Origin of the sequence: Winogradskyella sp. PE311 (genome assembly GCF_046545555.1) — a bacterium.
GTDB lineage: Bacteria > Bacteroidota > Bacteroidia > Flavobacteriales > Flavobacteriaceae > Winogradskyella.
Genome location: NZ_JBHZTH010000001.1, coordinates 818,519 through 833,260 on the forward strand (window position 1 = coordinate 818,519; position 14,742 = coordinate 833,260).

The following is a 14,742-nucleotide window of genomic DNA, read 5'->3' on the forward strand; positions in this document are numbered from 1 at the left end:
GACAAAAAAATATTAAAAATCATTTTATACCTAAGATTAATATTTGTCTATAATTAAATTCGAATTAAGATTTTTATTCTAATTTTAGAAAACTTTCAGTCGACTAAGGATTCAATAAGAATATATGATAGATAAAAATTTAGTAAAAGGAGCAATAAATGTTCTCAATTCTAATTTTAACGACCAACAAGGATTTACAATTCCATGTGAAGGTTTATATCCTTTCCAATGGCATTGGGATTCTGGTTTTATAGCAATTGGTTTTGCTCATTATGATTCAAATAAAGCTAAAAGAGAAATAGAGGCTTTATTAAGTGGGCAATGGGCTAACGGTTTTATTCCACATATTGTTTTTCATAACGATAGTGATACGTACTTTCCAGGGCCAGATTATCATCGTACAGATTTGCATCCAGATTGTCCAAAAAATGTAAAAACAACAGGAATTACTCAGCCTCCAGTCACTGGTTTTGTTTTAAAAGAGCTTTATGATATCGTAGAAGACAAAGCTGATATGTTAACGTTCATAAAACAAAATATAGATAAAATTTATAAGAATCATCAGCATTTTTATGGCCATAGAGACCCATATAATGAAGGTTTGGTTTATATCTACCATAATTGGGAATCGGGCACGGATAATTCACCTATTTGGGATGAAATATGGGAAACCATGGATCCTCCAAAATATAAATACGAAAGAAAAGATACAACACATGTAGATGCTGCTCAACGACCAACCAATAGAGAGTATGATAATTATATCCATCTTTTAGAGATTGCAAAAGCATATAATTATGATGATGCTAAAATTGCAGAATTATCACCCTTTTTAGTACAAGACCCTCTTTTTAATGCCATACTTATAAAATCTAATTCAGCATTAATTGAGCTCTATGAATTGATAGGAGGTCACGAAGAGAAAATAGTTACTTTAAATCGATGGCAAACCAAAGCAAAAGCAAGATTCAATGAGAAGTTATTTAATAAAGACTTAAAAGCTTATGTGCATTACGATTTACGAAATGAGAAACAATTGTCCTATATAACTTCATCCTCTTTTACGCCGCTTTTCGCTGGTATTCCGAGTAAAGAGCGTGCTTATATTATGGTAAATACTTTAATGACTAAATTTGGAGAGGAAGAGCGTTATTTATGTGCTTCATTTGATCCGCAAAGTGATAAATTTAATCCTGTAAAATACTGGCGAGGTCCGGTTTGGATTAATTTAAACTGGCTACTCTTTAGAGGAATGAAATACTATAATTTTACAGACATTGCAAAACGAATTAAAGCCGATACATTGACTTTAATTGAAGAACACGGTTTTTACGAATATTTTGACTCTCGAAAATCAGAAGGTAAAAATGGAGCTTATGGAGGTCATAATTTTTCTTGGAGTGCCGCATTAACAATCGACTTATTAAAAGACAAATTATGAATTGGCTAGACTATACAGTAATTGCGGTATACCTCATAGGCTTTATGGCTATGGGTTACTTTTTTAAAGAGAATAAAAATTCTGAGGATTACTTTTTAGGAGGAAAAAGTTTAGGCTGGTTTCCTCTAAGTTTATCGACTATGGCAACTCAACTATCTGCCATTAGTTTTATTTCTGCACCAGCTTTTGTAGGTTTAAAGGCCAATGGAGGTATGAAATGGTTAACTTTTGAGTTTGCTGTTCCGTTAGCAATGATTGGGATTATGTTTTTTATAATTCCGCCGTTATACAAGTCTGGGATTGTAAGTATCTACGAATATTTGGAACGTCGTTTTTCTAAATCTACCCGAAAACTTATCAGTGTTGTTTTTCAAATTAGTCGTGCTTTAGGAACTGGTGTTATGGTGTTTACTATGGCATTAATAATACAGGCTGTTGTTGGTATAAGTTTCCATTGGACACTTCTAATCATTAGTGTAGTAACTTTAGTCTATTCTTATCAAGGAGGAATGAAAGCGGTAGTTTGGGGTGATGCTATTCAAATGATAATTTTGTTTGCTGGGCTTATTATTTGCTTAATTATAGGATATGGTTTATTAAAAGACACAGGTACTTTCGAAGGTTTTGATGCTGATAGACTTCAAGTTATTGATTTTTCTAATCTAGGTTTATTCAGCGGAGAGGATTATGGGTTTTGGCCAATGTTTATAGGTGGATTGTTTTTGTATTTGTCGTATTATGGTACTGATCAAACACAGGCACAACGCTTATTGTCAGCGAAGAATGAAGGCACTATTAAAAAACTATTACTAGCTAATGGTTTATTGCGATTCCCTGTAGTTTTAGTCTATTGTATTATGGGACTAATTATCGGGTATTTAGTAACCAGCATTCCTGAGTTTTATGAAAGTATACAGCAAACAACCAAGGTTCACTATCCAGCAGAGTTTGCTAAAAGTGGTATGAAACCGGATTTAATGATCCCTGTTTTTATTACTAATTATCTTCCTAATGGACTTATAGGAATTTTGATGGTAGGCATTATGTCTGCGGCAATGTCTTCATTAAGTTCTACTATAAACTCATTAAGTGCAGTAACGATTGAAGATTTCTTTAATAGTGGTGAAGAGAAGTTGTCTGAGAAAAAATATATGTTCCTGTCAAAAGGTTTAGTGGTTTTTTGGGGAACCATCTGTATAGCCGCAGCTTATCTTTTTGGTAATAGTCAAAGTACAGTTATTGAATTAATAAATGCTATATCATCCTTGTTTTTTGGACCAATATTAGCAGCCTTTATAATTGCAATTTTCCTTAAAAAGGTCAATCATATAGGCATGAATTTTGCTATTGTTACGGCAGTAGTAGTTAATTTAATTTTTAAGTATTTACCAGATCTAGTTTACTTTTTTAGTCAAGGTAGTTTTTATTCTGGTGAAGTTTCAATTCATACAGCCCTTTCAGAATTTGGGATTAATAATGTACCCGATTTATTTTGGATTTGGTACAACTTTACTGGATTTATTATTGCAGTTATTGTAGCAGTTATAGTTAGTAAACTCACCAAAAAAGTACCTGCAAAGCAAATGGAAGTATCTTATAGTTTTAATTCTAAGGATCTAATGCAAAAGGAGAGTGTCATTCTTATTGCCTTTTTCATTTTTATTTTCGTTTTTAGTTATTTCCTTCCAAATATTTTAGGGTAGTATATTAAGATTATGAAAATCATTCTAGCTCCAGATAAATTTAAAGGTTCACTAACAGGTCTCGAATTTTGTGATATTATAGAACCTATATTATCATCTAGCTTAAATGCTGAGGTAATTAAACTGCCATTAGCTGATGGTGGTGATGGTACCATAGAAGTTATAAATTATTATTTGGATGGAAAAACGATTCAAACTACTGTTAATAATCCGATTTTTCAATCAGTACTTGCATCTTATTTGTATTCAGAAAAGTCTAAAGTTGCTTTTATAGAAATGGCTGAAGCTTCTGGTATGAAGCTTCTTGATTATAAGGATCAGAACTGCATGTATACATCAACTCATGGCACAGGTGAATTAATAGTAGATGCCATAGATAAAGGTGCAGAACACATTATTTTAGGGTTAGGTGGTAGTGCAACAAACGATTGTGGAATAGGCATGGCAACTGCTCTAGGTTATCGCTTTTTTGATAAGGAAAATAAAGAAGTTAAGCCTATTGGCAGCCTGTTAAATAATATAGTGTCTATTAATGATACTATGGTGGATAAAAGATTGAAATCGATTAATTTTCAAATTGCTTGTGATGTTAGTAATCCTTTGTATGGACAAGAAGGTGCTGCTTATATTTACGCCAAACAAAAAGGAGCAAACGATTTAGAAATTGAACATTTAGAAAATGGATTGCAAAATATTTCAAAGGTATTAGACCATCATTTTAATATAGAAACTCAAAAAATAAAAGGAGCAGGTGCAGCAGGAGGTATGGGAGCGGCTTGTGTTACTTTCTTAAACGCCGAATTATCACCAGGAATTGAATTAATAAAGGAGATGGCACAGTTTGATGCTAAAATTGAAGGGGCAGATTGGATTATTACAGGAGAAGGTCAACTCGATGATCAAACACTATCAGGAAAAGCCCTCAGTGGTGTTATAAACTCTGCAAAGAAATTTGAAATTAACGTAGCTGCTTTTTGTGGTAATATTGAATTAGAAATTGAAGCGATTAATAAAATGGGAATTAATTATTCGGCTTCTGTAATGGAAATAGCAGAAAATTTACAAGATGCTTTAAGAAATACTAAACGTTATTTAGAAACTATAACTAGAGATTTTATTTCTTCTCTTTAGATTTTGTCTTATTCGGATTTAGAAGAATAGCATAAACCTGAAAACCAAAGCCAATTAAAACCAAGGTTGGTGCCAATCTAATACGTCTCCAACTAAAGATAGAAGGGTCAAATACGTTTGGATCGTCACTTCCACCGCCTGACATAAGTATAAAACCTATAACAATACATGCCAATCCTATAAGCATAAACTTATAGTTTTTTTTACCAAAGATAAAATCACCTTTTGAGTCTTGTTTACGTTTTTGTTCTCCCATAATATGTCCTGAGAAAGCAGGATTACTTTAATTATCTGTATCGAATTCTGTAAAAATAATAGTATCACTCAATGCCATTTGCGAAATGTGGTTTGAGGTAACACCACCCATTATCTTAGCTAGATGCAAAGTAACGGTTTTATTTAAAACTTTTCTCTTAAGAGAATCTAAATTTAATCCTTGTTCTAAACCTCTATTAATATAAAATGATTTAAATTCATTACTATGAAATACAATATCATAACTCGTGCCTTCTGTAATTTGAGTGATTTTTATATCAATAATCTCACAATCTTCAGGTTTCGTATTTTGAATAACACAAGATTTCAGTAAAAAAAATAAAGCTAAGAGTAAAGTTAAGCTTAAAGCTACTGCAGTAATGGTTGACTTTTTCATGATTGGCGGTTTATTTTAGAACGATAATTAAGTCTGTTTATTTTCTAATAACCAACAACTAATAATACAACTGATCTGTCTTCAAATTCAAGAAACGCTGTGTCGCAATAAAAGTACTAATCCAAGTAATCACAATACCTAAGACGAATATGCCAACAAATAAGGCAACAATTAAAACTGTATTTTTTAATAACTCCAGCTCAGGAAATGTTATATCTAAATAGTATAAAACGATTGCCATACCTATTAAAGCGACAATAGCTCCAATAATTCCTAGTTGTACACTTTTCCAAACAAAAGGTCTTCGGATAAAGGTTTTTGTGGCACCAACCATCTGCATCGTTTTAATGATAAAACGTTTAGAATATACTGCTAGTCGTATAGAGCTATTAATTAAAAGAACAGCAATAAGGGTAAATAAACCACTGATTATTAATACCCAAAATGTGATTTTTTTTACGTTATTATTCATTAATTCTACCAAGTCATTATCATAGCGTATGTCTTCAATAAAGGTTTTGTTAGATAAACTCTCAGTGATTTCAGTGAGTTGTTCGGTAGTAACATAATCTGCTTTAAGATAAACGTCAATTGAATTTTTTAACGGATTATAACCAACAAAATCCATAAAATCTTCACCAGTATCAGCTTTCATAAATTCGGCAGCGGCTTCTTTAGACACATATTTTGCTTCTTTAGTATAATCTGCCATGGCTAAACTTTTCTTCAGCTGATTAACTTCCACTTCTTTGGCTGTATCAGTTACGTAAATAGTCATAACCACTTGTTCTTTAAAATGGTCAGCTACTTTTTTAGAGTTAATAACCAAGAGTCCAAGACAACCTAAAAGAAATAAAACCAAAGCAATACTTATAACCACAGAAATATATGAAGATATTAGTTTACGTTTCTGATAATTGTCAAAGGAAGATGCCATGGATTAATGCTAATTGATGTTGTAAAAATAATAAAGAATTTACATCTGTGCAGTATTACAACGTTTAGTTTTTTATTGTGTTGTAATACCTTTAAATTTGCACCTTATTTCAAGGAGAATACAATGAGGTACGATTTCAATAAAATCGATAAAAAGTGGCAAGACTACTGGGCAAAAAACGAAACGTTTAAAGCGTCTAATACAAGTGACAAACCAAAATATTATGTTTTGGATATGTTCCCTTATCCATCTGGTGCAGGTTTACATGTTGGTCATCCATTAGGCTATATTGCTAGTGATATTTATGCGCGTTACAAACGTCATAAAGGCTTTAACGTATTGCATCCTCAAGGCTATGATAGTTTCGGATTACCTGCAGAGCAGTATGCGATACAAACAGGTCAGCATCCAGCTATTACAACTGAAACTAATATAGCTACTTATAGAAGACAATTAGATCAAATTGGTTTTTCTTTTGATTGGAGTAGAGAAGTGCGTACATCTAGTCCTGAATATTATAAATGGACACAGTGGATTTTTATTCAACTGTTTGAATCTTGGTATAACAATGATTCAAATAAAGCAGAAGACATAAAAACTTTAATTTCAAAATTTGAATCTGAAGGAAACACAACTGTAAATGCTGCTTGTGATGAAAATATTGAAGCCTTTACTGCCCAAGAGTGGAAAGCGTTTTCAGATGTTGAGAAACAAGAAATTCTTTTAAAATATAGGCTAACCTATTTAGCAGAAACAGAAGTGAATTGGTGTCCTGCCCTAGGAACGGTTTTAGCCAATGATGAAATTGTGAATGGTGTATCTGAACGTGGAGGTCATCCTGTTGTAAGAAAGAAAATGACGCAATGGAGTATGCGAATTTCTGCTTATGCAGAACGTTTATTGCAAGGCTTAGATACTATTGATTGGACAGATGCTTTAAAGGATATTCAGAAAAACTGGATTGGTAAATCGGTTGGTGCTTCTGTAACTTTCAAGGTTAATGAGCACGACGAAAAAATAGATGTATTTACCACACGACCAGATACCATTTATGGAGTTAGCTTTATGACACTAGCACCAGAACATGAGTTGGTTTCAAAAATAACAACACCAGAACAAAAAGCAGAAGTAGAAGCCTATATAGAAAAAACAGCCAAACGAAGCGAACGCGATCGTATGGCAGACGTAAAAACCATTTCTGGTGCTTTTACAGGAGCTTATGCAGAACATCCTTTTACAAAAAAACCAATTCCAATCTGGATTGGTGATTACGTTTTAGCAAGTTACGGAACAGGAGCTGTAATGTCGGTACCATGTGGCGACCAGCGCGATTATGACTTTGCAAAGCATTTTAATATTGACATTCCTAATATTTTTGAAAGCATTGATATTTCTGAAGAAGCTTACGGCTCTAAAGACAATGTAAAGATTGCAAATAGTGATTTCTTAAACGGAATGAACTACAAAAAAGCAACCAAACGTGCCATTTACGAATTAGAACAAATAGGCCAAGGAGAAGGAAAAACCAATTACCGTTTACGTGATGCCGTATTTTCTAGACAGCGTTATTGGGGAGAACCATTCCCAGTATATTACGTTAACGGGATGCCACAGATGATTGATAAAGCACATTTGCCAATTGTATTACCAGAAGTTGAGAAGTATTTACCAACCGAAGAAGGTGAACCACCTTTAGGTCGCGCAGATGTTTGGGCTTGGTGTACAGAATCTAATACTGTAGTTAGTAATGACAAAATAAACAATACAACCATTCACCCTTTAGAACTCAACACCATGCCAGGTTGGGCAGGAAGTTCTTGGTACTTTTTCCGTTATATGGAAGATGCCATGCGAGACGAAACCTTTGCAAGTGAAGACGCACTCAACTATTGGGAAAATGTAGATCTATATATTGGAGGAAGTGAACATGCTACAGGCCATTTATTATACTCACGTTTTTGGGTGAAATTATTGAAAGATAGAGGTTTTGTAAATGTTGAAGAACCTTTTAAGAAGTTGATTAACCAAGGAATGATTTTGGGAGAAAGTGCTTTTTTATATATAGTTGAAGGTCGTTTAATTGATGATAGTGATGATGCTTCTTCTTTTTGTCAAATTATTATTAATAAAGAATTCTTTGATATTCTAGATCAAAAAGAGGGGTCGCTCGAAAATTTACCGGATACACTAAGTGATTTTCTGAATGAAAAAATAAGTATTCATCAAGAATTTAACACTAAATATATAGACTATTCAAAAGCTTATAAATCTTTTAAAACAACTAATATTGATGTTAGTTATGTTAATATTCAAAATGAAATTGATTTAGTCAATCTATCTAAAGATAAGAGATTTGATGCACTGCAAGGAGCGCATTTTTATAATGGTAAAATAGTTGTTGAAAATCAAGATATTACAAGTGATACAAAAATTAAAGTTTCTCGCGAAGTCGAAAAAATGTCTAAATCTAAATACAATGTCGTTAATCCAGATGATATTGTAGAACAATACGGATCAGACAGTTTAAGACTCTACGAGATGTTTTTAGGGCCATTAGAACAATACAAGCCATGGAATACAGCTGGTATTACAGGTGTACACAACTTCCTTAAGAAGATGTGGAAACTATATGTTGGCCAAGAGGCTTTAAATGTAAATGATGCAGAACCTACAAAAGACAACCTAAAGACATTACATAAAACCATAAAGAAAGTAGAGGAAGATATTGAGAATTTCTCTTTTAATACGTCAGTGTCTACCTTTATGATTGCAGTTAATGAATTGACGGCTCAAAAGTGTACAAGTAAGGATATACTAGAACCATTATTGGTTTTAATATCTCCTTATGCTCCACATATAGCAGAAGAATTATGGTCGCAATTAGGAAATAATGAGACTATTTCTACTGCTCCATTTCCAAAATTTGAAGCGAGTCATTTGGTAGAAAGCAGTAAGAACTATCCGATTTCATTTAATGGTAAAATGCGTTTTACGATGGAGTTACCCATGGATATGAGCAAGGACGAAATTGAAGCCGCAGTAATGGCACACGAAAAAACAATTGCACAATTAGATGGCCGTATACCTAAAAAGGTTATTGTAGTACCTGGTAAGATTGTAAATATCGTAGGTTAATTAAAAACAATGGAAAATATTGATTATATAGAAATTATTGGGCTTTGTGCTGCGGTTTTAACAACGGCTGCATTTCTACCACAAGTTTATAAGACTTGGAAAACAAAAGATGTTTCAGGTTTATCAATATCCATGTTAATTATGTTTTTTACAGGTGTTGTACTTTGGTTAATTTACGGAATCTCCTTAAAAAGTCTGTCTTTAATTTTGGCAAATAGTATTACTGTTTTTTCTGCGCTATTGTTATTTGTTTTTAAAATTAAATACAGAAATAGAAAGTAGCAATACAATTCTTAATTTCACTTCAACGAATTAATTTTACGTTCAACTATTATTATATTAAACTGAAAATGAGGTACTTGTTAGATATTTTTTAAAATTATGCCTTCAAAATAATAATTCCGTAAAAATAGCTTTGATTTAGTGTCTAAATTTGGATTCTATTTTTTTTTAATAGTAATTCACAATGCTATTAATCTCAGTAATCTACTAACATGGAATGGGCGTAATTAATTTATTTTTTATAGTGCATTTCATTTAGTAGATTTAATACTTAAAAACTATCAAATGAAAATTGGAGTCCCAAAAGAAATCAAGAACAATGAAAATAGAGTTGGCATGACACCTGCTGGTGTTTATGAGCTAATAAAAAATAATCATAGTGTATTTGTGCAAAAAGATGCTGGTTTTGGCAGCGGTTTTTTTGATCAAGATTACAAAGATGTAGGTGCAACAGTATTAGATACTATTGAAGACGTTTATGCTTCAGCTGATATGATTGTTAAAGTAAAAGAACCTATTGCAGAAGAATACCCGTTAATTAAATCACATCATGTCGTTTTTACTTATTTTCACTTTGCATCAAGCGAGCCTTTAACTAAAGCGATGATACAAAGTAAAGCCGTTTGCATTGCCTACGAAACAGTAGAAGATGAAGATGGTTCTTTACCCTTATTAACTCCAATGTCTGAAGTTGCGGGAAGAATGGCTATTCAACAAGGCGCTAAATATTTAGAAAAACCTATTAAAGGACGTGGTGTACTATTAGGTGGTGTACCAGGTGTACCTCCAGGAAAAGTGCTAGTGCTTGGTGCGGGAGTTGTAGGAATACAAGCGGCTAAGATGGCAGCTGGTTTAGGAGCTCATGTGACGATTATGGATATTAACATGAAGCAATTACGTTATGTAAATGATGTTATGCCTCCTCATGTAGTGACAGAGTTTTCGAGCGAATTTAATATTAGAAAGCGCATACAAGATCACGATTTAATAATTGGTGGTGTTTTAGTTAAGGGGGCAAAAGCTCCAAAATTAATCACTAGAGACATGCTTAAGGATATGCGACCAGGAACAGTGTTGGTCGATGTTGCTGTAGATCAAGGCGGTTGTATTGAAACAACAAAGGCAACCACACACGAGGATCCTACATTTATTATCGATGATGTTGTTCATTATTGTGTAGCCAATATGCCAGGTGCTGTGCCTTACACATCTACATTAGCGTTGACAAACGTTACTTTGCCTTATGTATTGCGATTGGCAAATCAAGGTTGGGAAATTGCTTGTGCAAAAGATAAATCTCTAAAGAAAGGATTGAATATTGTTAAAGGTAGAATTGTCTATGAAGAAATCGCAGAAGCCTTTAATTGGTCTATTGATGCCATGTAATATAATATAAACTGACAAAGTTTCTTGTTTAGTTTTTGGCGTACTATTTGCTATCTTTATATCAGTAATATTAAATATTTATTGATATGATGGGATACTATATACTTGCAGGAATCATCTTTTTGGTCAGCTCTTATGTAAGTAATAAATTAAAAAGTAAGTTTAAATACTACTCTAAAGTTAGCCTAAGAAACGGAATGAGTGGCCGAGAGATTGCAGAAAAAATGTTAGCTGATAATGGTATTACTGACGTTGAGGTCATTTCTACACCAGGACAATTAACGGATCATTACAATCCAAGAAATAAAACAGTAAACTTAAGTGATGTTGTTTACAATCAACGAAACGCTGCTGCTGCTGCTGTTGCAGCCCACGAAGTTGGTCATGCAGTACAACATGCAAAAGCTTATAGTTGGTTAGAATTAAGATCTAAAATTGTACCTGCTGTTGGCATTAGTAGTAAGCTATCTAATATTGTAATTATGGTTGGTTTAGCTTTGTCTGCTGGTGGCTCTGTATTTGGATCTAATGTATTTTTAGTTGGTATTGCATTATTTGCTGTGACTACACTTTTTACATTTATAACGCTACCTGTAGAGTACGACGCTAGTAATAGGGCTCTGGCATGGTTAGAAAATAAGAATATGGTAACATCAGAAGAACATACTGGTGCAAAGGATGCTTTAAAATGGGCAGCAAGAACGTATTTAGTAGCTGCTTTAGGCTCATTGGCTACATTACTTTACTTTCTAAGTATGTTTTTAAATAGGAGATAGTAGAGACATTTATTTTAAAGTTTATCATCTTTTTAGAGAAAAGGACTATCTTAAAAACTAACTATAATCAAAAACAATCAATGGAAAATCAATTTCCCGAACAAAATCAAAACAAATTATTAATAGGAAGTTTATCTGATATAGAACGCGTTGCGTTTTATAAAAAAACATACAGTCATGTAGCAGGAGGAGTTCTTGTATTTATTCTTTTTGAGTGGTTACTATTGCAGAGCGATACAATCGTAAACTTTATGATGTCAATGACAGAAGGCTATAAATGGTTATTAATGTTAGGAGGTTTTATGTTGGCTACTAATTATGCAGAAGGGATGGCTTTAAAGACAAATGATAAGAATAAACAATATCTTGCTTATGGCATTTATATATTTTTTGAGGCTCTAATTTTTGTTCCACTTATTGCTATTGCTGCATATTATATGGATTCTGGGCCAGAAATTCTAAATCAGGCTGCTATTGTAACACTAGCCTTATTTACAGGTTTATCTGCAGTAGTCCTATTAACTAAGAAAGACTTTTCATTTTTAAAAACAGGTCTAACTGTAGGGTTTTTCATAGCTATTGGATTAATAGTTGCTGGTACATTATTCGGTTTTAATTTAGGTTTATGGTTTTCTGTTGGTATGTGTTTATTAGCAGGTGGTTCTATATTATATCAAACCTCGAATATGGTTAATAAATATGGTGTTGAAGACTACATACCAGCTGCACTTGGTTTATTTGCCTCATTAATGCTATTATTTTGGTATATATTGAGAATATTTATGTCGCGAGATTAAAAAATTCTAAGAGTAAAATAAAAAAGCTCTGAGTAATCAGAGCTTTTTTGATTACTTATATTTTAATCTGTCTATTTATTTGTTGTTGTAGAGAGATAAATGTTTCAGTTCTAGAAACCCCTTTAATACCTTGAATCTCGGTATTTAGTAAATGCATTAAATGTTCATTGTCTTTAGATAAGATTTTTATGAATATGCTCCACTCTCCAGTGGTGTAATGGCATTCTATAACTTCTGGGACTTTTTGTAATTGCTTTACAGCCTCAGGATTACTGACTGCTTTATCTAAATAAACACCAACAAATGCCATTGTTGTATATCCTAAAACTTTTGGGTTTATGATAAACTTAGATCCTGCCAACAGTCCAGACTTTTCTAATTTTTTAAGACGCTGATGAATCGCGGCACCGGAAATACCTACATTACGAGCAATACCTAAAATAGGAGTCCTCGCATCTTCCATTAGCGCTCTAAGAATCTTTTTATCTATACCATCTATATAAATACCTTTATCATTAACCTTCATTGAGAATTTATTTGCATTTCCGAGTAATTGGAAATTATACTGTTACAATATATAACATAAAAGTAGTAAATAGATTTCAATTTATAATTAAATATTCAGAGGATTGTATCCTAAATAGGGTACTTCTTTTTCCTTAAAGATGACTCCATAGCTTTCTAGTTCTTCCAAAATTGGTAAGTAGACTTCTTTTGTTATTGGTATTTGTACACCAGGTGTTTTTATTTTACCATTTAAGATGGCCATAGTTGCTATAGCTACAGGCAGACCAACAGTTTTTGCCATTGCAGTATATGTTTGGTCTTCCCCTAAAGCGACCATAGTAGCATCAATCTGATATTTTTCGCCATTAAGTTCGTAACCAAACTTATGATACATTACTATCATGTCTTTATCTTCTTCGGTTAAGGTCCAACTATCCATTAATATTTTTTGTAGGATCTGTGCAGGTGTAGCAGAATGAAGTTCTACCATTTTATTAGAGTTGAAGATATCTAGTTCTAAAAACTTATCCCACACAATATCATCTTGATCTATTTTTAAAGCATGCCTAAATTTTAATTCAACAGAATCCGTAGGGCTATATGGTAAAAAAGAATTTACAAAATCTCTATAGCTCATGTTAGCACTATCATCGATAGTATAACTATCGTCAGTCATACCAAGCTGTACAAAGACATTCCAAGCTCTGCTAAAACCAACACGACGCATCGTGCCGCGGTATAATGTTTTTACATGATCTAGACCATACACATGCTGATACTTTAAAGAATCTCTATTAGCGTAGGCTTCAAACCGACCGTATCTTTCTACTTCTAAGAATTCTGTCCGTCTGAATAATCTGTGATATGGAATATATTTAAATTGATTTTCTTGTAAAAATTTAGCAGCTCCACCTTGTCCTGCAACAACAACATTTCTAGGGTTCCACGTAAACTTATAATTCCAGAGGTTATTATCACTTTCTGGGGCAACTAGGCCACCTGTAAAAGATTCAAATAAAATAAGTTGACCACCTTTATCTCTAATACTATCAATAACTTGCATAGCACTCATATGATCTACACCAGGATCTACACCGATCTCATTCATAAATATGAGATTATTTTTTTTGACGTCATCATCTAATGCTTGCATATCGTTACTAACATAAGATGCAGTCACCATGTGCTTTTTATAGGTAATACAATCTTTTGCAACTTCAATATGAAAACGTGCAGGCAACATTGATACAACAATATCTGCATTTTTAACTGCTGAAGATCTGGAGTCATCATTAAACACATCCAAGTGTATGACATCAACTTTAAGATTATTTCCCACCAATTTTTTTGCATTTTCGATATTAAGATCACCAATCGTAATGTGTAAGTCTTCCGATAGTGATTTATCTATTAAATACTTTATAAGGTAAGATGAGGATTTACCTGCACCGATGATTAAAATTTTTCGCATAATGAGTATATATGACTAAATTTGTATAGCACGAATGTAGTAAATACATTAAGTATTTATTATCCACTTTTCACTTTAATTATGAACAAAAAATTATTAATAACAGGTACAATTCTTGGGATTACAGGAATTATTTTGGGTGCATTTGCTGCTCATGGCTTAGAAAAATTAGTTAGTAGCAATAATATTAAGTCATTTGAGACTGGTGTGCGCTATCAAATGTATCATTCGTTTTTATTTATAATTTTAGGCGCGACCTCTTACGTGAATTTGAAATATAAAAAGACCATATTCTATCTTGTAATTATTGGTTTAATTTTATTTTCAGGCTCTATATATGGCCTTGCCACAAATGAGCTTACAGCTTTTGATTTTAAGACAATTGCAATAATAACACCACTTGGTGGATTATCGTTGATTATTGCATGGGTGGTCATGTTAATCGCAATATTAAACACAAAGGTCGATTAATACATTTATGGGATGTTCTTTTAAAATAAAGTTTTAATTTTGCATACCTAAAA

At 32.8% G+C, this 14,742-nt stretch carries 14 protein-coding genes; 9 read left to right on the forward strand and 5 right to left on the reverse strand.

Going from position 1 to position 14,742, the window contains the following annotated elements; translation table 11 throughout:
• Nucleotides 1–124: 124 nt before the first annotated feature.
• Genes ACFWU4_RS03560 through ACFWU4_RS03570 form a run of 3 tightly spaced genes read left to right on the forward strand, consistent with a single transcriptional unit; the run spans nucleotide 125 to nucleotide 4,275 of the window.
• Nucleotides 125–1,441 (forward strand): MGH1-like glycoside hydrolase domain-containing protein, encoded by a 1,317-nt coding sequence (locus ACFWU4_RS03560; RefSeq protein ID WP_411124936.1) that lies wholly within the window; start codon nucleotides 125–127, stop codon nucleotides 1,439–1,441.
• The gene (locus tag ACFWU4_RS03565) at nucleotides 1,438–3,144 is read left to right on the forward strand and encodes a sodium:solute symporter family transporter (RefSeq protein WP_411124938.1); all 1,707 of its coding nucleotides are present in this window, start codon (nucleotides 1,438–1,440) and stop codon (nucleotides 3,142–3,144) included. Before ACFWU4_RS03560 ends, ACFWU4_RS03565 begins: the two co-directional genes overlap by 4 nt.
• 12 nt (nucleotides 3,145–3,156) lie before the next feature.
• Nucleotides 3,157–4,275, forward strand: coding sequence for a glycerate kinase (locus ACFWU4_RS03570; RefSeq protein ID WP_411124940.1), 1,119 nt, complete (start codon nucleotides 3,157–3,159; stop codon nucleotides 4,273–4,275).
• On the opposite strand, the gene ACFWU4_RS03575 is transcribed toward ACFWU4_RS03570, so the two are convergent.
• The 3 genes from ACFWU4_RS03575 to ACFWU4_RS03585 are packed head-to-tail and all read right to left on the reverse strand — an operon-like array spanning nucleotide 4,259 to nucleotide 5,864.
• Nucleotides 4,259–4,531: a DUF3098 domain-containing protein gene (locus ACFWU4_RS03575; protein WP_411124942.1), complete on the reverse strand. Its 273-nt coding sequence runs from the start codon at nucleotides 4,529–4,531 to the stop codon at nucleotides 4,259–4,261. The two genes, ACFWU4_RS03570 and ACFWU4_RS03575, sit on opposite strands and share 17 nt — an antisense overlap.
• A gap of 27 nt (nucleotides 4,532–4,558) precedes the next feature.
• A complete protein-coding gene (locus ACFWU4_RS03580; protein ID WP_411124944.1) occupies nucleotides 4,559–4,927 on the reverse strand; it encodes a hypothetical protein in 369 nt (122 codons plus the stop codon).
• Nucleotides 4,928–4,985: 58 nt separating this feature from the next.
• Nucleotides 4,986–5,864 (reverse strand): cell division protein FtsX, encoded by an 879-nt coding sequence (locus ACFWU4_RS03585; protein WP_411124946.1) that lies wholly within the window; start codon nucleotides 5,862–5,864, stop codon nucleotides 4,986–4,988.
• A 123-nt stretch (nucleotides 5,865–5,987) separates the two neighbouring features.
• On the opposite strand from ACFWU4_RS03585, the gene ACFWU4_RS03590 reads away from it, so the two are divergent.
• The 5 genes from ACFWU4_RS03590 to ACFWU4_RS03610 all read left to right on the forward strand — a co-directional run bounded on the left by ACFWU4_RS03590 (nucleotide 5,988) and on the right by ACFWU4_RS03610 (nucleotide 12,240).
• Nucleotides 5,988–8,999: a leucine--tRNA ligase gene (locus ACFWU4_RS03590; RefSeq protein WP_411124948.1), complete on the forward strand. Its 3,012-nt coding sequence runs from the start codon at nucleotides 5,988–5,990 to the stop codon at nucleotides 8,997–8,999.
• A 9-nt stretch (nucleotides 9,000–9,008) separates the two neighbouring features.
• Nucleotides 9,009–9,281, forward strand: coding sequence for a SemiSWEET family sugar transporter (locus ACFWU4_RS03595; RefSeq protein ID WP_411124949.1), 273 nt, complete (start codon nucleotides 9,009–9,011; stop codon nucleotides 9,279–9,281).
• Between the two features lie 285 nt (nucleotides 9,282–9,566).
• Nucleotides 9,567–10,667 (forward strand): alanine dehydrogenase, encoded by a 1,101-nt coding sequence (ald, locus tag ACFWU4_RS03600; RefSeq protein ID WP_411124951.1) that lies wholly within the window; start codon nucleotides 9,567–9,569, stop codon nucleotides 10,665–10,667.
• Nucleotides 10,668–10,753: 86 nt separating this feature from the next.
• Nucleotides 10,754–11,443 carry a zinc metallopeptidase gene (locus tag ACFWU4_RS03605; RefSeq protein WP_411124953.1) on the forward strand — a complete coding sequence of 230 codons (690 nt, stop codon included), beginning with the start codon at nucleotides 10,754–10,756 and terminating at the stop codon, nucleotides 11,441–11,443.
• Nucleotides 11,444–11,523: 80 nt separating this feature from the next.
• Nucleotides 11,524–12,240: a Bax inhibitor-1 family protein gene (locus tag ACFWU4_RS03610; RefSeq protein ID WP_411124955.1), complete on the forward strand. Its 717-nt coding sequence runs from the start codon at nucleotides 11,524–11,526 to the stop codon at nucleotides 12,238–12,240.
• Nucleotides 12,241–12,295: 55 nt separating this feature from the next.
• Here ACFWU4_RS03610 and ACFWU4_RS03615 read toward each other — a convergent pair whose 3' ends face one another.
• On the reverse strand, nucleotides 12,296–12,766 hold the full coding sequence (locus ACFWU4_RS03615; RefSeq protein WP_411124957.1) for an Lrp/AsnC ligand binding domain-containing protein: 471 nt from the start codon (nucleotides 12,764–12,766) through the stop codon (nucleotides 12,296–12,298).
• 87 nt (nucleotides 12,767–12,853) lie between these two features.
• Nucleotides 12,854–14,218, reverse strand: a complete 1,365-nt coding sequence (locus ACFWU4_RS03620; RefSeq protein WP_411124959.1) for a saccharopine dehydrogenase family protein — start codon at nucleotides 14,216–14,218, stop codon at nucleotides 12,854–12,856.
• Nucleotides 14,219–14,299: 81 nt separating this feature from the next.
• Between ACFWU4_RS03620 and ACFWU4_RS03625 the strand changes: the two genes are divergently transcribed.
• Nucleotides 14,300–14,689, forward strand: a complete 390-nt coding sequence (locus ACFWU4_RS03625) for a DUF423 domain-containing protein (RefSeq protein WP_411124961.1) — start codon at nucleotides 14,300–14,302, stop codon at nucleotides 14,687–14,689.
• The last annotated feature ends 53 nt before the right edge of the window (nucleotides 14,690–14,742 follow it).